The organism is Delftia sp. S65 (assembly GCF_016516495.1).
Taxonomy (GTDB): domain Bacteria; phylum Pseudomonadota; class Gammaproteobacteria; order Burkholderiales; family Burkholderiaceae_C; genus Comamonas; species Comamonas acidovorans.
This window is the reverse complement of record NZ_JACVUR010000033.1, coordinates 1-16,859: the sequence shown is the minus strand read 5'-3', so window position 1 is coordinate 16,859 and position 16,859 is coordinate 1. Positions and strand designations below refer to the sequence as shown.

The 16,859-nt window shown below is 65.8% G+C and carries 14 protein-coding genes; 11 read left to right on the top strand and 3 right to left on the bottom strand.

Annotated features, from left to right (window positions below; all coding sequences use genetic code 11):
- Positions 1 to 94: 94 nt before the first annotated feature.
- From scpA to IAE24_RS22020, 4 genes are all read left to right on the top strand, one after another.
- Positions 95 to 2,272 (top strand): methylmalonyl-CoA mutase, encoded by a 2,178-nt coding sequence (gene scpA / locus IAE24_RS22035; RefSeq protein WP_199961694.1) that lies wholly within the window; start codon positions 95 to 97, stop codon positions 2,270 to 2,272.
- A 10-nt stretch (positions 2,273 to 2,282) separates the two neighbouring features.
- Positions 2,283 to 3,344 (top strand): methylmalonyl Co-A mutase-associated GTPase MeaB, encoded by a 1,062-nt coding sequence (gene meaB / locus IAE24_RS22030; protein ID WP_199961695.1) that lies wholly within the window; start codon positions 2,283 to 2,285, stop codon positions 3,342 to 3,344.
- Positions 3,345 to 3,400: 56 nt separating this feature from the next.
- Positions 3,401 to 4,933, top strand: coding sequence for an acyl-CoA carboxylase subunit beta (locus tag IAE24_RS22025; RefSeq protein ID WP_199961696.1), 1,533 nt, complete (start codon positions 3,401 to 3,403; stop codon positions 4,931 to 4,933).
- 215 nt (positions 4,934 to 5,148) lie between these two features.
- Positions 5,149 to 7,197 carry an acetyl-CoA carboxylase biotin carboxylase subunit gene (locus IAE24_RS22020; RefSeq protein ID WP_199961697.1) on the top strand — a complete coding sequence of 683 codons (2,049 nt, stop codon included), beginning with the start codon at positions 5,149 to 5,151 and terminating at the stop codon, positions 7,195 to 7,197.
- A 33-nt stretch (positions 7,198 to 7,230) separates the two neighbouring features.
- Here the strand turns inward: IAE24_RS22020 and IAE24_RS22015 are convergent, their stop codons facing one another.
- Positions 7,231 to 7,629 (bottom strand): type II toxin-antitoxin system VapC family toxin, encoded by a 399-nt coding sequence (locus IAE24_RS22015; RefSeq protein WP_233626321.1) that lies wholly within the window; start codon positions 7,627 to 7,629, stop codon positions 7,231 to 7,233.
- An 8-nt stretch (positions 7,630 to 7,637) separates the two neighbouring features.
- Complete coding sequence (locus tag IAE24_RS22010) at positions 7,638 to 7,904, bottom strand: antitoxin (RefSeq protein ID WP_199961699.1); 267 nt, start codon at positions 7,902 to 7,904, stop codon at positions 7,638 to 7,640.
- A gap of 240 nt (positions 7,905 to 8,144) precedes the next feature.
- Here IAE24_RS22010 and IAE24_RS22005 point away from each other — a divergent pair, with 240 nt between their 5' ends.
- Positions 8,145 to 9,116, top strand: a complete 972-nt coding sequence (locus IAE24_RS22005; RefSeq protein ID WP_199961700.1) for a chemotaxis protein — start codon at positions 8,145 to 8,147, stop codon at positions 9,114 to 9,116.
- 36 nt (positions 9,117 to 9,152) lie between these two features.
- On the opposite strand, the gene IAE24_RS22000 is transcribed toward IAE24_RS22005, so the two are convergent.
- Entirely contained in the window at positions 9,153 to 10,247 is a 1,095-nt protein-coding gene (locus tag IAE24_RS22000) for a LacI family DNA-binding transcriptional regulator (RefSeq protein WP_012205586.1), read from the bottom strand.
- A 156-nt stretch (positions 10,248 to 10,403) separates the two neighbouring features.
- Here IAE24_RS22000 and IAE24_RS21995 point away from each other — a divergent pair, with 156 nt between their 5' ends.
- From IAE24_RS21995 to eda, 6 genes are all read left to right on the top strand, one after another.
- Positions 10,404 to 10,991 (top strand): gluconokinase, encoded by a 588-nt coding sequence (locus tag IAE24_RS21995; protein WP_233626322.1) that lies wholly within the window; start codon positions 10,404 to 10,406, stop codon positions 10,989 to 10,991.
- A gap of 18 nt (positions 10,992 to 11,009) precedes the next feature.
- Positions 11,010 to 11,516, top strand: a complete 507-nt coding sequence (locus IAE24_RS21990; protein ID WP_199961701.1) for a TRAP transporter small permease — start codon at positions 11,010 to 11,012, stop codon at positions 11,514 to 11,516.
- Between the two features lie 12 nt (positions 11,517 to 11,528).
- Entirely contained in the window at positions 11,529 to 12,809 is a 1,281-nt protein-coding gene (locus tag IAE24_RS21985) for a TRAP transporter large permease (RefSeq protein WP_013802434.1), read from the top strand.
- Between the two features lie 28 nt (positions 12,810 to 12,837).
- Entirely contained in the window at positions 12,838 to 13,857 is a 1,020-nt protein-coding gene (locus tag IAE24_RS21980) for a TRAP transporter substrate-binding protein (protein ID WP_012205590.1), read from the top strand.
- Between the two features lie 110 nt (positions 13,858 to 13,967).
- Entirely contained in the window at positions 13,968 to 15,794 is a 1,827-nt protein-coding gene (gene edd, locus IAE24_RS21975) for a phosphogluconate dehydratase (RefSeq protein WP_199961702.1), read from the top strand.
- Positions 15,779 to 16,417 carry a bifunctional 4-hydroxy-2-oxoglutarate aldolase/2-dehydro-3-deoxy-phosphogluconate aldolase gene (eda, locus tag IAE24_RS21970; protein ID WP_199961703.1) on the top strand — a complete coding sequence of 213 codons (639 nt, stop codon included), beginning with the start codon at positions 15,779 to 15,781 and terminating at the stop codon, positions 16,415 to 16,417. The genes edd and eda overlap by 16 nt, the downstream gene beginning before the upstream one ends.
- The last annotated feature ends 442 nt before the right edge of the window (positions 16,418 to 16,859 follow it).

Genomic DNA, 16,859 nt, shown 5'->3' with positions numbered 1-16,859 from the left:
AAAGATATTTTGAATGAATAATTATGAATGATGTAAACTGCGGCAGCTCTGGGGCATGCCCTCAAGGGCACCTGTCATTCACGAGCCTGAGAACATGAGACAAGACCATCCGACAGCGCAGAACGGCCAGGAATTCGCAACTGCCGACCTGCAGAAATGGGCCCAGGCGGCCGCCAAGGCCGCTCCCGGGGGCGACATCCAGGCACTGCACTGGACCACGCCCGACGGCATCGACGTCAAGCCGCTGTACACGGTGGCAGACACGGCCAACCTGCCCCATACGGATAGCCTGCCAGGCTTCGAGCCCTACATCCGCGGCCCGCAGGCCACCATGTACGCGGGCCGGCCCTGGACCATTCGCCAGTACGCGGGCTTTTCCACGGCCGAGGAGTCCAACGCCTTCTACCGCAAGGCGCTGGCCGCCGGCGGGCAGGGCGTGTCGGTGGCCTTCGACCTGGCCACGCACCGCGGCTACGACAGCGACCATCCGCGTGTGACGGGCGACGTGGGCAAGGCCGGCGTGGCCATCGATTCGGTCGAGGACATGAAGGTGCTGTTCGACCAGATCCCGCTGGACAAAATCAGCGTGTCCATGACCATGAACGGCGCCGTGCTGCCCGTGCTGGCCGGCTACGTGGTGGCGGCCGAGGAGCAGGGCGTGGCCCAGGACCAGCTGTCGGGGACCATACAGAACGACATCCTCAAGGAGTTCATGGTCCGCAACACCTATATCTACCCGCCCCAGCCGTCGATGCGCATCATCGGCGACATCATCGAGTACACGAGCAAGAACATGCCCAAGTTCAACTCGATCTCGATCTCGGGCTACCACATGCAGGAGGCGGGCGCCAACCAGGCGCTGGAACTGGCCTTCACGCTGGCCGACGGCAAGGAGTACGTGAAGACCGCCACGGCCAAGGGCATGGATGTGGACGATTTCGCGGGCCGGCTGTCCTTCTTCTGGGCCATCGGCATGAATTTCTACCTGGAAATCGCCAAGATGCGCGCGGCCCGCCTGCTGTGGTGCCGCATCATGAAGGGCTTCGGCGCCAAGAAGGCCAAGAGCCTGATGCTGCGCACGCACTGCCAGACTTCGGGCTGGTCGCTGACCGAGCAGGACCCCTACAACAACGTGGTGCGCACCACCATCGAGGCCATGGCCGCGGTGTTCGGCGGCACGCAGAGCCTGCACACCAACAGCTTTGACGAAGCCATTGCGCTGCCCACCGAGTTCTCGGCCCGCATTGCGCGCAACACGCAGCTGATCATCCAGGAAGAGACCCACATCACCAATGTGATCGACCCCTGGGCCGGCAGCTACATGATGGAAAAGCTGACCCAGGACATGGCCGACGCCGCCTGGAAGATCATCGAGGAGGTCGAGGCCATGGGCGGCATGACGGCCGCCGTGGACTCGGGCTGGGCCAAGCTCAAGATCGAGGCCGCCGCCGCCGAGAAGCAGGCGCGCATCGACTCGGGCAAGGATGTCATCGTTGGCGTCAACAAGTACAAGCTGGCCAAGGAAGATCCCATCGACATCCTCGAGGTGGACAACGTCAAGGTGCGCGACAGCCAGATCGCACGCCTGAACCAGATCAAGGCCAGCCGCGATGCGGCCAAGGTCGAGGCCGCCCTGCAGGCGCTGACCCAGGCCGCCGAAAGCGGCGAGGGCAACCTGCTGGACCTGGCCATCCAGGCCGTGCGCCTGCGCGCCACGGTGGGTGAGGTCTCGGATGCGCTGGAGAAGGTTTTCGGGCGCCACCGCGCCGATACGCAAAAGGTGACCGGCGTGTATGCAGCAGCCTACGACTCGGCCGAGGGCTGGGAAAAGCTCAAGGGCGAGATCGATGCATCGTCCGAGCAACTGGGCCGACGCCCGCGCGTGATGATCGCCAAGTTGGGCCAGGACGGCCATGACCGCGGCGCCAAGGTGGTGGCCACGGCCTTTGCCGACCTGGGCTTCGACGTGGACATGGGCCCTCTGTTCCAGACGCCCGAGGAATGCGCGCGCCAGGCCATCGAGAACGACGTGCACGCCGTGGGCGTGTCCACGCTGGCGGCCGGCCACAAGACCCTGGTGCCGGCCATCATCGAGGAGCTGCGCCGCCAGGGCGCGGACGACATCATCGTCTTCGTGGGCGGCGTGATTCCCGCGCAGGACTACGACTTCCTCTACAACGCCGGCGTCAAGGGCGTCTACGGCCCAGGCACCCCCATACCGGCCAGCGCCAAGGATGTGCTCGAACAGATCCGCCAGGCCAACAGCCTCTGAGCCCGCCGCAGTGACTCCCGAGCAAATGCAAGACGGCATCCTGAACGGCAACCCCGCCGTTCAGCGCCGGGCCATGGCCAAGGCCATCACCCTGCTGGAATCCACGCGCGCCGACCACCGTGCGGCGGCCGATGTGCTGCTCACGGCCCTGCTGCCGCATACGGGCGGGTCTTTCCGCCTGGGCATCAGCGGCGTGCCGGGCGTGGGCAAAAGCACCTTCATCGAAACGCTAGGCCTGTTCCTCATCGCACGCGGCCTGCGGGTGGCGGTGCTGGCCATCGACCCCTCATCCACCGTGTCGGGCGGCTCCATCCTTGGCGACAAGACGCGCATGGAGCATCTGTCCGTTCACCTGGACGCCTACATCCGCCCCAGCCCCAGCAGCGGCACCCTGGGCGGCGTGGCCGAGAAAACCCGCGAGGCCATGCTGGTCTGCGAGGCTGCTGGCTACGATGTGGTCATCGTCGAGACCGTGGGCGTGGGCCAGAGCGAGATCGCCGTGCAGGGCATGTGCGACATGTTCTGCCTGCTGCAACTGCCCAATGCGGGCGATGACCTGCAGGCCATCAAGAAGGGCGTGATGGAGCTGGCTGACCTGGTCGTCATCAACAAGGCCGACATCGATCCCCATGCCGCCACGCGCGCGCAGGCCCAGATCACCTCCAGCCTGCGCCTGCTGGGCATGCACGGCAATCCCGAGCACGCCCACCACGACGAGCGCCTGTGGCAGCCCAGGGTCATCACCATCAGCGCGCTCAAGCAAGAGGGCGTTGACGGCTTCTGGAGCGCGGTGGAGGAATTCCGCCGCCTGCAGCAGGCCAACGGCCGCCTGGCGCTGCGCCGCGAACGCCAGGCCCTGTCCTGGATGTGGGAGCGCATCGACTCCGGCCTCAAGCAGGCCTTCCGACAGCATCCGCAGGTGCGGGCGCTGCTGCCCCAGCTGCAGGCCGATGTGGCAGCAGGGCGCATCGCGGCCAGCACGGCCGCCAGAAATCTGCTGCAGGCACAGGCCGGGCCCGCAATGGCGCCATCTTCAGCGCCGGCGACTGCACCCGCCGCAGCGCCGCAGTGACCGCAGACAAGACAACACCAGCAACCCGTACCGTTAGACGTTAGAGGAATCGCAGCATGCAAGACATCCTGGATCAACTGGAGACAAAGCGCGAACAGGCCCGCCTGGGTGGCGGCCAAAAGCGCATAGACGCACAGCACAAGAAGGGCAAGCTCACGGCGCGAGAGCGCATCGAGCTGCTGCTGGACGACGGCACCTTCGAGGAATGGGACATGTTCGTCGAGCACCGCTGCACCGACTTCGGCATGGAAAACAGCAAGATCCCCGGCGACGGCGTGGTCACCGGCTACGGCATGATCAACGGCCGCCTGGTCTTCGTCTTCAGCCAGGACTTCACCGTCTTCGGCGGCGCGCTGTCCGAGACCCATGCCGAGAAGATCTGCAAGATCATGGACCAGGCCATGAAGGTCGGCGCCCCCGTGATCGGCCTCAACGACTCGGGCGGCGCCCGCATCCAGGAAGGCGTGGCCTCCCTGGGCGGCTATGCCGATGTGTTCCAGAAGAACGTGCTGGCCAGCGGCGTGGTGCCGCAGATCTCCATGATCATGGGCCCCTGCGCGGGCGGCGCCGTGTATTCGCCGGCCATGACGGACTTCATCTTCATGGTCAAGGACAGCAGCTACATGTTCGTCACCGGCCCCGAAGTGGTGAAGACCGTGACGCACGAGGAGGTCACGGCCGAGGAGCTGGGCGGCGCCATCACCCACACCACGCGCAGCGGCGTGGCCGACATGGCCTTCGACAACGACGTGGAGGCGCTGATGATGCTGCGCCGCCTCTACAACTACCTGCCGCTGAACAACCGCGAGAAGGCGCCCGTGCGCTACACCTCGGACCCCGTGGACCGCGCCGACAAGTCGCTGGACACCCTGGTGCCCGACAACGCCAACAAGCCCTACGACATGAAGGAGCTGATCCTCAAGACCGTGGACGACGGCGACTTCTTCGAGCTGCAGCCCGACTACGCCAAGAACATCATCACCGGCTTTGCGCGCATGGACGGGCAGACCGTGGGCGTCGTCGCCAACCAGCCCCTGGTGCTGGCCGGCTGCCTGGACATCAAGAGCTCCATCAAGGCCGCGCGCTTCGTGCGTTTCTGCGATGCCTTCAACATCCCCGTGGTCACCTTCGTGGACGTGCCCGGCTTCATGCCCGGCACCAGCCAGGAGTACGGGGGCATCATCAAGCACGGCGCCAAGCTGCTGTACGCCTACGCCGAGGCCACGGTGCCGAAAATCACCGTCATCACGCGCAAGGCCTACGGCGGCGCCTATGACGTGATGGCCTCCAAGCACCTGCGCGGCGACGTCAACCTGGCCTGGCCCCATGCCGAGATCGCCGTGATGGGCGCCAAGGGCGCCGTGGAGATCATCTTCCGCGAGGACAAGAACGACCCCGCCAAGCTGGCAGCGCGCGAGGCCGAGTACAAGACCCGCTTCGCCAACCCCTTCGTGGCAGGCGCGCGCGGCTTCATCGACGATGTGATCCAGCCGCATGAGACGCGCAAGCGCATCTGCCGCTCGCTGCAGATGCTCAAGAACAAGCAGCTGGAAAATCCGTGGCGCAAGCATGGAAACATCCCCTTGTGAAGCACCCCCTGAGCGGCTCCGCCGCTTCCCCCTCTCTAACTCGCTTCGCGAGACACCCTCGGTGCGGGGCGGCGCGGCCGGCCTAGGCCCTTCCTCGGTGTCCCTCGCTTTGGTCGCGCCGGTTACTGACAGTGCTGGCGAAGCGCAAAACAGGGACAGCGAAGCTGACGACAGCTCCGGTTCCCATGATTTAGTTCCAAGAATGGGCTAAGAAGATGTTCAATAAGATCCTGATTGCCAACCGCGGCGAGATTGCCTGCCGTGTCATCGCCACCGCCCGCAAAATGGGCATACAGACCGTGGCGGTGTACTCCGATGCGGACCGCGAGGCACGCCACGTCAAGCTGGCCGACGAGGCCGTGCACATCGGCGCCGCGCCCAGCCGCGAGTCCTACCTGCAGGCCGACCGCATCATTGCCGCGTGCAAGCAGACCGGCGCCCAGGCCGTGCACCCGGGCTACGGCTTCCTGTCCGAGAACGAGGCCTTCGCCCGGCGCGTGGAGGAAGAGGGCATCACCTTCATCGGCCCCAAGCACGCGGCCATTGCGGCCATGGGCGACAAGATCGCCTCCAAGAAGCTGGCCGACAAGGCCGGCGTGAGCACCATCCCCGGCTACAACGACCCCATTGCCGGCCCCGAGGCCGCCGTGGAAATCGCCAAGGGCATCGGCTACCCCGTGATGATCAAGGCCAGCGCCGGCGGCGGCGGCAAGGGCCTGCGCGTGGCCTACAACGACAAGGAAGCCTTCGAGGGCTTTGCCAGCTGCCAGAACGAGGCACGCAACAGCTTTGGCGACGACCGCATCTTCATCGAGAAGTTCGTGCAGGAGCCGCGCCACATCGAGATCCAGGTGCTGGGCGACGGCCACGGCAACGTGATCTACCTGAACGAGCGCGAATGCTCCATCCAGCGCCGGCACCAGAAGGTGATCGAAGAGGCGCCGTCCCCCTTCATCAGCGACGCCACGCGCCGCGCCATGGGAGAGCAGGCCGTGGCCCTGGCCAAGGCCGTGGGCTACCAGAGCGCGGGCACGGTGGAGTTCGTGGTCGGCAAGGACCAGGATTTCTACTTCCTGGAAATGAACACCCGCCTGCAGGTGGAGCACCCGGTGACCGAGTGCATCACCGGCCTGGACCTGGTCGAGCAGATGATCCGCGTGGCCGCTGGCGAGAAGCTGGCCATCGCGCAGGAAGACGTCAAGCGCAATGGCTGGGCCATCGAGTGCCGCATCAACGCCGAGGACCCGTTCCGAAACTTCCTGCCCTCCACGGGCCGCCTGGTGCGCTTTGCGCCGCCCGAGCAGACCATGTGGCAGGCCGACACCGGCCACCTGCACGGCGTGCGCGTGGATACGGGCGTCTATGAGGGCGGCGAAATTCCGATGTTCTACGACTCGATGATCGCCAAGCTCATCGTGCACGGCAGCGACCGCAACGACGCCATCGCCAAGATGCGCGAGGCGCTCAATGCCTTCGTGATCCGGGGCATCAGCTCCAACATCCCGTTCCAGGCCGCGCTGCTGGCCCATCCCAAGTTCAAGAGCGGCGACTTCAACACCGGCTTCATCGCCGAGCACTACTCCCACGGCTTCCACGCCGAGGACGTGCCCCACGGCGACCCGGACTTCCTGGTCGCCCTGGCCGGCCACATGAACCGCCGCTACCGCGCGCGCGCCGCCACCATCAGCGGCCAGATGCGGGGGCACGAGCTCAAGGTCTCGGCCGACTACTGCGTGGTCGTGCTGGGCGCCGAAGGCCAGCACCAGTACCGCGCCGTGCAGGTCTCGGACTTCGACGCCGAAAGCCGCGCCAGCACGGTCACGGTGGATGGCAAGCCCTACACCTTCCGCAGCGAAACCCCCATGCGTGCCATGTGCGTGCAGGGCAGCTGCAACGGCAAGCCCTTCACGGCCCAGGTCGAGCGCGGCACGGCCAGGAACCCGCTGGCCCTGCGCGTCATCCACAACGGCACGCAGATCGACGCCCTGGTGCTCTCGCCGCGCGGCGGCGAACTGCACCGCCTCATGCCCTACAAGGCGCCGCCGGACCTGTCCAGGTTCCTGCTGTCGCCCATGCCGGGTCTGCTGGTGGACGTGGCCGTGCAGCCGGGCCAGAAGGTGCAGGCCGGCGAGAAGCTGGCGGTGATCGAGGCGATGAAGATGGAGAACATCCTGTTCGCGTCCCAGGACGGCGTGGTCGGCAAGATCAGTGCCAGCAAGGGCGATTCGCTGGCCGTGGACGATGTGATCCTGGAATTCGAGTGATTCCTGCGCGTAACCTCTTTCCCGGCGCCGGGATCAATGCCCCTGACGCAGCCAGTTTTCGATCCTGAGCCCGGGAATGCGTTCGAAATGCCGCACATTGTCTGTGACCAGGATCGCGTCCAGGGCCAGCGCATGTGCGGCGATCATTTCGTCGAAGTCTCCAATCGGCGAGCCCTGGGCACGCAGATAAGCACGCAGCTGACCATGCTGGTTGGCCGCCCTGGCGTCCCAGGGCAGGATGGCGGTGATGTGCTGGAACGCCTCCACGATCCGTGCCAGCCGTACCGCCTCGGGCCGCCGGGCAATTCCATAGCGCAGCTCGGAACAGGTCACTGCACCTACGCACCACTGCCCTGGTGCGAGGGCTTGCAAGCGCGCATCAAACAAGGGATTGCCCCGGATGGCTTCGCTGGCGGCATTGGTGTCCAGCATGTACAGCATCATTCCTCCCACCCTTGGAAGGGATCGCGTTGCTCGCTGCCCTGTTGGCGCGCGGGGAGGGCCGACTCGGCCGCATGCCCCAGCTGGTGGCGCAGCCGCATGAATTCACTCCAGTCCGCGCGAGGAATGGTCGAAAGAATGACGTCTCCGGTGTTTTCATCGCGGCGGATATACACCTCGGCTCGATCTTCGAAGCGAAACTCGGCAGGCAGCTTTACGGCTTGAACGCCATCAGTGGCGAAAAGTTGGGCGGTAACGGGTGGCATGGCGCGCTCCTCATGGTGCTGGCGGAAAGATCCATCTTCCTATATTGACCGGATATGGACCTGTCTGTTCAGATCCGGCCTTGAACCCGACGGCGCTGTCGCACGGCCGGCCCATACCTTGACCCAGCGCTGCTGCGTTGTTGGCGCCACAGGCAAGCTGCGTTGCGCAATAAATTTTTGCTAAATCCGAGGCGCTCGCTTTAGAATTTGTAAAAATATGTGTCACTCTCCAGGACCGGCATGAACCTCAATTCCAAGGCAGCTCAAAGAGAGATCGACGAGCGCACCAACCTCACCAGCAACAACAAGTTCGAGCTGCTGCTGTTCCGGCTGGGCAGCGACTCCGGCCTGGGCCAGTCCGAGCTGTTCGGTATCAATGTGTTCAAGGTCCGCGAAATCGTGGCCATGCCGCACATCACGCCCATCGCGGGGGGCACGGCCCATTCGCTGGGTGTGGCAAACCTGCGCGGGCAGGTGATCCCGGTGCTGAATCTTCCCGCCATCATGGGCTGTAAGCCCCAGACCGGCCTGAACATCATGCTGGTCACCGAATATGCGCGCACCACCCAGGCATTCGCGGTGGAGTCCGTCGAGGACATCGTGCGCCTGGACTGGAAGCAGGTGCTGTCGGCCGAGGCCAGCGGCACCGGCGGCAAGCTGGTCACCAGCATCGCCCGCCTGGATGGCGACACCGACAACTCGCGCCTGGCCCAGGTGCTGGATGTGGAGGCCATCCTGCAATTGGTGTCTCCCACCGACGCCCAGGAAATCACGCCGGAAAAAGTGGGCGCCAGGCTCAAGCTCAAGCCCGGCGCCATCGTGCTGGCCGCCGATGATTCCTTCGTGGCGCGCTCGCTGATCGAGAAGGAGCTCAAGGTCCTGCAGGCACCGTATGAAATGCTCAAGTCCGGCAAGGAGGCCTGGGACCGCCTCAACGCCATTGCCGACAGCGCCCAGGCAGAGGGCCTGACGGTGGCCGACAAGGTCGCCCTGGTGCTGACCGACCTGGAGATGCCCGAGATGGACGGCTTCACGCTCACCCGCCACATCAAGCAGGACGCGCGCTTCCATTCCATTCCCGTGCTCATCCATTCCTCGCTGTCCGGATCGGCCAACGAAGACCATGTGCGCAGCGTTGGCGCGGACGGCTACGTGGCCAAGTTCTCGGCAGAGGATCTGGCCGAGACCCTGCGCCGCCTGCTGCCGGGCTGATGGCCACGGAGGAGGGCGCACAAAGCCCTCTTCGCTTCAACTGCTCTGCCGCACCACCAGTTCGTAGCCCAGATCCACGCTGGGCGGCTCCACGGCCTCGCCCCGCATCAGCTGCAGCAGCATGCGCGCACCTTCGGTGCCGATATGGCCGCGCGGCGTGCGGATGGTGGTCAGCGGCGGCACCATCTGGTCGCTGCCGGGCAGGTCGTTGAAGCCTGCGATGGCGATCTGCTCGGGCACGCGTATCCCCCGGCGCAGAGCCTCCAGCAGTGCCCCCTGGGCGATGTCGTCGTTGCAGAAGAACAGGGCATCGACGGCAGGGTCCAGGCGCAGGGCCGCGTCCAGCAGCTCGGCGCCCAGCGCCATCGACGTGGGGCGGGGCCAGAGCAGTTCCAGGGCGGGGTCATGCAGGCCCGCCGCCTGCAGGGCATGGCGGTAGCCCGCGGCGCGCTGCATCACGCGGGCATCGAGCTGGCCTGCGCAAAAGGCAATGCGCCTGTGTCCGCGCTCCATCAAGTGCCGCGTGATGGCGGCTCCGGCCTCGGCCTGCGAAAAGCCCACGCTGGGCGCACCAGGCTCGCCGCCCAGTTCCATCAGGTGCACGCAGGGGACCTTGCTGGCCTGTACCAGTTCACGCGCAGCGGGGCTGCGGTCAAAACCCGTGAGCAGCAGGCCGGCCGGGCGCATGGGCAGGTAGGTGCGCAGCAGCTGTTCTTCTTCGGCCCGGTCGTAGTGGGTCACGCCGATCAGCGCGTGGTAGCCCGCAGAGAACAGCACCTTGTGAACCGCCTCGATCAGGTCCACGAACAGGGTGTTGGACAGCATGGGCACCAGCACCAGCACCTGGGCGCTTTTCTGCGAGGCCAGGGCGCGAGCGGCGGGGTCGGGCACGTAGCCCATCTGCGCGGCGGCCGTGCGGATTTTCTCGACCAGGGCCGGGTCCACGCGGCGCTCGCCGCGCAGGGCGCGCGAGACCGTCATGGGGCTGACGCCAGCGGCCTGTGCCACATCGCTGAGCGTGATGCGCCCGCTGGCCCGCGAGGAGCGTGCGCGTCCCGTGGCGGGCAGGGCCGGGCCGGAAACATCGGCGGAGGGCGATTCTGGGGAGGCAGGCGGAATCTGACGGGCCAAGGGATTGTCCTAGGTCGGGGGCGGGAGGGTTGAAGATTATGATAGCGCTATCCCAATCATTCGAAGGCCCTTGCTCCTGCGTGTAAACCCGGACGAAGGCCTCTGAAGCACAACGAAATCCAAGGCAGACCCTGGTCTGCCAATTTTTGCAAGAACATGGATAGCGCTATCCCAACAACCACCGCGGCGGCCCCCGCAGACACCCACCCACGGGCGCTGGTCGTCATGGGCGTTTCCGGCTGCGGCAAGTCCAGCGTGGGGCAGGCCCTGGCCGATGCCCTGGGCTGGACCCTGCACGAGGGCGATGCCCACCATGCCGAGGAAAGCATCCGCAAGATGCAGGCCGGCATCCCCCTGACCGACGACGACCGCAGCGGCTGGCTGGACCGGCTGGCCCAGCTGCTGGCCCAGGCCATGCCGGGGCAGGGCGTGGTGCTGACCTGCTCGGCCCTCAAGCGCAAGTATCGCGACCGGCTGCGTGCCGCCGGCCCGGCCGGTGCCGTGGGCTTCGTGTTCCTGGACCTGAACTACGACACGGCGCTGCAGCGCGTGCAGGAGCGCGCCGGCCACTTCTTCTCGCCCGAGCTGGTGGCCAACCAGTTCGCCACGCTGGAACGCCCTGATGGCGAATGCGCCGTGCTGTCCGTGGACGCCACGCTGCCGCTGACCGACATCGTGCACCGCGCCCAAAGTTGGCAGGTGCTGCCCGCGGCGCAGGCCGACACCTTCTCCCAAAACCCATAACGCCAGGAGACAAGCCCCATGCAATCCGATTCCCCCGCAGTCCGGCCCAAGCCGCGCCTGCAGCACTTTGCCGAGGTGCTGATGGTGCTGGCCCTGGCCGGCATGGTCATTGCCGTGTTCGTCAACGTGGTGCTGCGCTATGTGTTCCACACCAGCATCGTTTCCTATGAGGAAATCTCGCGCCTGCTCTTCGTCTGGCTGGTGGCCATTGGCGCCATCGTGGCCGCTTTCGAGGGCAGCCACCTGGGCTTCGACCTCGTGACATCCCGCGTGGGGCCTGGCGCGCGCAAGGTGCTGTTCTGGGTGTCGCAGGCACTGGTCCTGGTCTGCATGGGCCTGCTGCTGTGGGGCTCCTGGGCCCAGGTGGAGGCCGGACTGAACAGCTACAGCACGGTGCTGGGCTACCCGCTGGCCCTGGGCGCCGCGGCCACCCTGGTGCTGGCCGTGGGCCTGCTGGTGGTGACGCTGCGCGACCTGCGCCGTGGCGCGCCGGCAGAAAACCATGCCGAAACGACGGTCGAGTAAGGAGTACGCACCATGGTTGTGACCCTGATCTTTCTGGCCGTGCTGATTGGCGGCATGGTGATCGGCATGCCCATCGCCCAGGCGCTGGTGCTGACCGGCGTGGCGCTGATGTGGCATCTGGACTTCTTCGACTCGCAGCTGCTTGCGCAGAACCTGCAGGCCGGCTTCGACAACTTCCCGCTGCTGGCCGTGCCCTTCTTCATCCTGGCCGGCGAGCTGATGAATGCAGGCGGCCTGTCGCGCCGCATCATCGACCTGGCGCGGGCCTATGTGGGCCATATCCGTGGCGGCCTGGGCTATGTGGCCATTGGCGCGGCGGTGCTGCTGGCGTCCATGAGCGGCTCGGCCATTGCCGATACCGCCGCCTTGGCCACCATCCTGCTGCCCATGATGCGCGACCAGAAGTATCCCGACAGCTACAGCGCGGGCCTGCTGGCCTCGGGCGGCATCATTGCGCCCATCATTCCGCCGTCCATGCCCTTCGTGATCTACGGCGTGACGACCAACACCTCGATCAGCAAGCTGTTCCTGTCGGGCGTGGTGCCGGGCCTGATCATGGGCGTGTTCCTGATCTTTGCCTGGTGGTCCATCGCCCGCAAGTACGACCTGTCGCGCGGCGAGCGCATGGCCTGGGGCCCGCGTCTGAAGGCACTGGCCAAGAGCTTCTGGGCCATGATGATGCCGGTCATCATCCTGGGCGGCCTCAAGGGCGGCGTGTTCACGCCCACCGAGGCGGCCGTGGTCGCAGCCGTCTACGCGCTGTTCGTGTCCATGGTGATCTACCGCGAGATGACATGGACCCGGCTCTACGCCGTGTTCCTGGCCGCCGCCAAGACCACGGCCGTGGTCATGTTCCTGTGCGGCGCCGCCACTGTGACGGCCTACATGATCACCCTGGCGGACCTGCCCAACATGCTGGCCGACAGCTTCTCGGGCCTGCTGGGCAGTCCCGTGCTGTTCATGGCCACGATGATGCTGTTCCTGCTGGTGGTGGGCACGGCCATGGACCTGACGCCAACCATCCTGATCTTCGGCCCCGTGTGCGCGCCGCTGGCCGTCAAGGCCGGCATCGATCCCATCTACTTCGGCTTCATGTTCATCTATGTGGGCTGCATCGGCCTGATCACGCCGCCCGTGGGAACGGTGCAGAACGTGGTCGCCGGCGTGGGCCGGCTGCGCATGGAGACCGTGATCAAGGGCACGAACCCGTTCCTGATGGTCTATGTGCTGCTTGCCGTGCTTTTCGTGATTTTTCCGCAAATCATCCTGGCCCCTCTGCGCTGGATGCATTGATCCCTCACTACAACCCAAGGAGATGAACATGCGTATTCCCTTTGCACTCGCCGGCCTGATGGCCGCCGTCACCACGCTGGCCGCCACGGGCCAGGCCATGGCCCAGGACTTCAAGCCGCGCATCGTGCGCTTCGGCTATGGCCTGGTCGATGAGTCCAACCAGGGCCGCGCGGCGCGCTTCTTTGCCAAGGAGGTCGAGAAGGCCACGGGCGGCAAGATGAAGGTGCGTGCCATCGGCAATGCCTCGCTGGGCTCGGACACGCAGATGCAGCAGGCGCTGATCGGCGGCGCACAGGAGATGATGGTCGGCTCCACAGCCACCCTGGTGGGCCTGTCGCCCGAGATGGCCGTCTGGGACACGCCCTTCCTGTTCAGCAATGTCAAGGAAGCCGACGCCGTGCTGGACGGCCCCGTGGGCGAGAAGGTCAAGGCCACGCTGGAGCCCAAGGGCATGGTGGGCCTGGTCTATTGGGAAAACGGTTTCCGCAACCTCACCAACAACAAGCGCCCCATCGCCAAGATGGAAGACCTGGCCGACGTGAAGCTGCGCGTGATGCAGAACAACGTCTTCCTGGACAGTTTCAAGGCCCTGGGCGCCAATGCCGTGCCGCTGCCGTTCTCCGAGCTGTTCACGGCGCTGGAGACCCGTGCCGTCGATGGTCAGGAAAACCCCTTCAACACCGTGCTGTCCAGCAAGTTCTATGAAGTGCAGAAGTACCTCACGGTGTCCAACCACGTCTACAGCCCCTGGATCGTCACCGTCAGCAAGAAGTGGTGGGACACGCTGAGCCCGGCCGAGAAGAAGGTGCTGCAGGATGCCGCCGTCAAGAGCCGCGAGTTCGAACGCAAGGACACGCGCGAGGAAGCCGCCAAGGCCCTGGCCGACATCAAGGCCAAGGGCATGCAGGTCAACGAGCTGCCCGCCGCAGAAGCCAGCCGCATGCGCGACAAGCTCGCGGCGGTGAATGCCGGCATTGCCAAGACCGTGGGCCAGGGCACGTGGGACGAGGTGCAGGCCGCCGTCAAGCAGGCGCGTGCAGTGAAGTAAGCTTCGGAGCAGGGCCGGACGCACCTGGGAGGGATGCCCCGGCCGACATTTCCCATAAAGACAACGCGACAGAGAGAAAACGCGCACCAGCGCATCCGCAGGAACCCCGCATGAGCACCATCCACCCCATCGTCGAGCAGGTCACGCGCCGCATCCGCGAGCGCAGTGCCCAATCACGCGCCGCCTACCTGGAGCAGGTGGACGCCATGGCCGCGCGCCCGCCCGGCGCCCAGTCCATGGGCTGCGCCAATGTGGCCCATGCCTTTGCGGGCATTCCAGGCGGCGACCGCATACGCATCGTGGAAGAGAAGGCGCCCAACGTCGCCATCGTCACCGCGTACAACGACGTGCTCTCGGCCCATGCGCCGCTGGCACGCTATCCCGACATCCTCAAGGACGAGGCGCGCAAGCTCGGCGCCACGGCGCAGGTCGCCGGCGGCGTGCCGGCCATGTGCGACGGCGTGACCCAGGGCGCGCCCGGCATGGAACTGAGCCTGTTCAGCCGGGATGCCATTGCCATGGGCACGGCCATCGCGCTCTCGCACGACGTGTTCGACGCCGCGCTGATGCTGGGCATTTGCGACAAGATCGTGCCGGGCCTGCTGATCGGGGCCCTGCATTTCGGCCATCTGCCCACGGTGTTCGTGCCGGCCGGCCCCATGACCTCGGGCCTGTCCAATGGCGACAAGGCCAAGGTGCGCGAGCAGGCCGCGCAGGGCCTGGTGGGCCGCAAGGAACTGCTGGCCGCCGAAACGGCGGCCTACCACGGCGAAGGCACCTGCACCTTCTACGGCACGGCCAACAGCAACCAGATGCTGCTGGAGGCCATGGGATTGCATGTGCCGGGCACGGCCTTCATCAACCCGGCCGAAGGCGAACGCGAACTGCTCACGCGCGAGGCCATGCGCAGCGCGCTGGCCATCACCAAGAACCGCCGCTTCGCGCCCATTGGCCATGTGGTGGACGAGCGCTGCATCGTCAACGCCATGGTGGCCCTGCTGGCCACGGGCGGATCGACCAACCACCTGATCCATTGGGTGGCCGTAGCGCGTGCGGCAGGAATCGTCATCGACTGGAATGATTTTTCGGAACTCTCGGGCGTGGTGCCGCTGCTGGCCCGCGTCTATCCCAACGGCAGCGCCGACGTGAACCAGTTCCAGGCGGCAGGCGGGCCGGGCTATGTGATCGGCCAGCTGCTGAAGGCCGGCCTCATGCATGGCGATGTGCTCACCGTGCGGCCCGAGGGCCTGCAGGAATTTGCGCGCATTCCCGCCGTGGACGACGGCCATCTCGTCTGGCACGAGGCCGAAGTCTCCGGCGACCTGTCCGTGCTGCGCCCGGCCGATGCGCCTTTCAGCGCCACGGGCGGGCTCAAGCTGCTGTCCGGCAACCTGGGGCGCAGCGTGATCAAGGTCAGCGCCGTGCCCGAGGACCGCCATGTGGTCGAGGCGCCCGCGCGCGTCTTCGACTCGCAGGAAGCACTGCAGCAGGCCTTCAAGGCCGGCGAGCTGGACCGCGATGTCATCTGCGTGGTGCGCTGGCAGGGTCCGCGCGCCAACGGCATGCCCGAACTGCACAAGCTCACCCCACCGCTGGCCGTGCTGCAGGGCAAGGGCTACAAGGTGGCCCTGGTCACGGACGGCCGCATGAGCGGCGCCTCGGGCAAGGTGCCCGCCGCCATCCATGTCTCGCCCGAGGCCTGCGTGGGCGGACCGCTGGCGCGCCTGCAAGACGGCGACCTGGTACGCCTGGACGCCGTGGCCGGCACCCTGGCCGTGCTGGTCGATGACACCGAATGGCAGCAGCGGCCCCTGGCCACCATGCCGCAGGCACTGCGCCAGGCCAACGGCCGGGGCTTTGGCCGCGAACTGTTTGCCGGATTCCGGCGCCACGCGCTCAGCGCAGAAGAGGGAGCTTGCACATGGATCAACGACTGACGGCACTGGCCATCATGCAGGACGCGCCGGTCATCCCGGTCATCGTCCTGAACAACGTCGCACATGCCGTGCCCATGGCCCAGGCCCTGGTCGCGGGCGGCATCCGCATACTGGAAGTCACGCTGCGTACGCCCGAGGGCCTGGCCAGCATCGAAGCCATTGCACGTGCCGTGCCCGAGGCCATCGTGGGTGCCGGCACCGTGCGCAGCGCCGCCGATGCCCGTACCGCCGCCAGCGCCGGTGCGCGCTTTGCCGTGAGCCCCGGCTACACCAGCGCACTGGGCCAGGCCTGCCAGGCCCTGCAGCTGCCGCTGCTGCCCGGCGTGGCCACCAGCGGCGAAATCATGGCCGCCCAGGACGACGGCTTCAACGAGCTGAAATTCTTCCCCGCCGTACAGGCGGGCGGCACGGCCATGCTCAAGGCCTGGCAAGGCCCGTTCGGCGACGTGCGGTTCTGCCCCACGGGCGGCGTGTCTCCAGACAATGCGGCGCAATTCCTGGCGCTGTCCAACGTGGTCTGCGTGGGTGGCTCCTGGCTGGTGCCTGCCGATGCGCTGGAGCAGGGTGACTGGAAGCGGATCACCGCACTGGCCGGAGCAGCCAAAAGCCTGCGCAGCGCCTGAGTCGCCATTGCCCCGGAACCAGCGGCCCCCAAGGGGCCGCTTTTGTTTGTCTGGGCCATCGATTGGGGATGGGGACTTGAATCCATTGAAAATTATGCGTATTGCGGCAATGTTTGCGCAAAATGCAAAGTCAAGGTGCGAGGAAATGAGGGATTGATTTCATAACACAACGTTACAATCATTGCTTATCCTTCAAACAGCCTTTTGACAAGACGATATCAATAGGCTGTCTTGAAGCATTCGCATATGCACAAGAATAATTGCCGCCTGAAGTTTCCGCCGCAATCATTCCTTACCGACCAAGAAAAATGCAATTGCCGTTGCAGGGCCTGAAAATAAAAATTGGCACTGGCGCCTCGCGGCGCCAGTGCCAATTTTTATTGGTCGAGCATCGAGCATCGAGCATCGAGCATCGAGCATCGAGCATCGAGCATCGAGCATC

Excerpts from the sequence above, each read along its gene's own strand:
- scpA (WP_199961694.1), top strand. The coding sequence starts at position 95 with ATGAGACAAGACCATCCGACAGCGCAGAACGGCCAGGAATTCGCAACT.
- IAE24_RS22025 (WP_199961696.1), top strand. The coding sequence starts at position 3,401 with ATGCAAGACATCCTGGATCAACTGGAGACAAAGCGCGAACAGGCCCGC.
- IAE24_RS22020 (WP_199961697.1), top strand. The coding sequence starts at position 5,149 with ATGTTCAATAAGATCCTGATTGCCAACCGCGGCGAGATTGCCTGCCGT.
- IAE24_RS22015 (WP_233626321.1), bottom strand. The coding sequence starts at position 7,629 with ATGCTGGACACCAATGCCGCCAGCGAAGCCATCCGGGGCAATCCCTTG.
- IAE24_RS22010 (WP_199961699.1), bottom strand. The coding sequence starts at position 7,904 with ATGCCACCCGTTACCGCCCAACTTTTCGCCACTGATGGCGTTCAAGCC.
- IAE24_RS22005 (WP_199961700.1), top strand. The coding sequence starts at position 8,145 with ATGAACCTCAATTCCAAGGCAGCTCAAAGAGAGATCGACGAGCGCACC.
- IAE24_RS21995 (WP_233626322.1), top strand. The coding sequence starts at position 10,404 with ATGGATAGCGCTATCCCAACAACCACCGCGGCGGCCCCCGCAGACACC.
- IAE24_RS21990 (WP_199961701.1), top strand. The coding sequence starts at position 11,010 with ATGCAATCCGATTCCCCCGCAGTCCGGCCCAAGCCGCGCCTGCAGCAC.
- IAE24_RS21985 (WP_013802434.1), top strand. The coding sequence starts at position 11,529 with ATGGTTGTGACCCTGATCTTTCTGGCCGTGCTGATTGGCGGCATGGTG.
- IAE24_RS21980 (WP_012205590.1), top strand. The coding sequence starts at position 12,838 with ATGCGTATTCCCTTTGCACTCGCCGGCCTGATGGCCGCCGTCACCACG.
- edd (WP_199961702.1), top strand. The coding sequence starts at position 13,968 with ATGAGCACCATCCACCCCATCGTCGAGCAGGTCACGCGCCGCATCCGC.
- eda (WP_199961703.1), top strand. The coding sequence starts at position 15,779 with ATGGATCAACGACTGACGGCACTGGCCATCATGCAGGACGCGCCGGTC.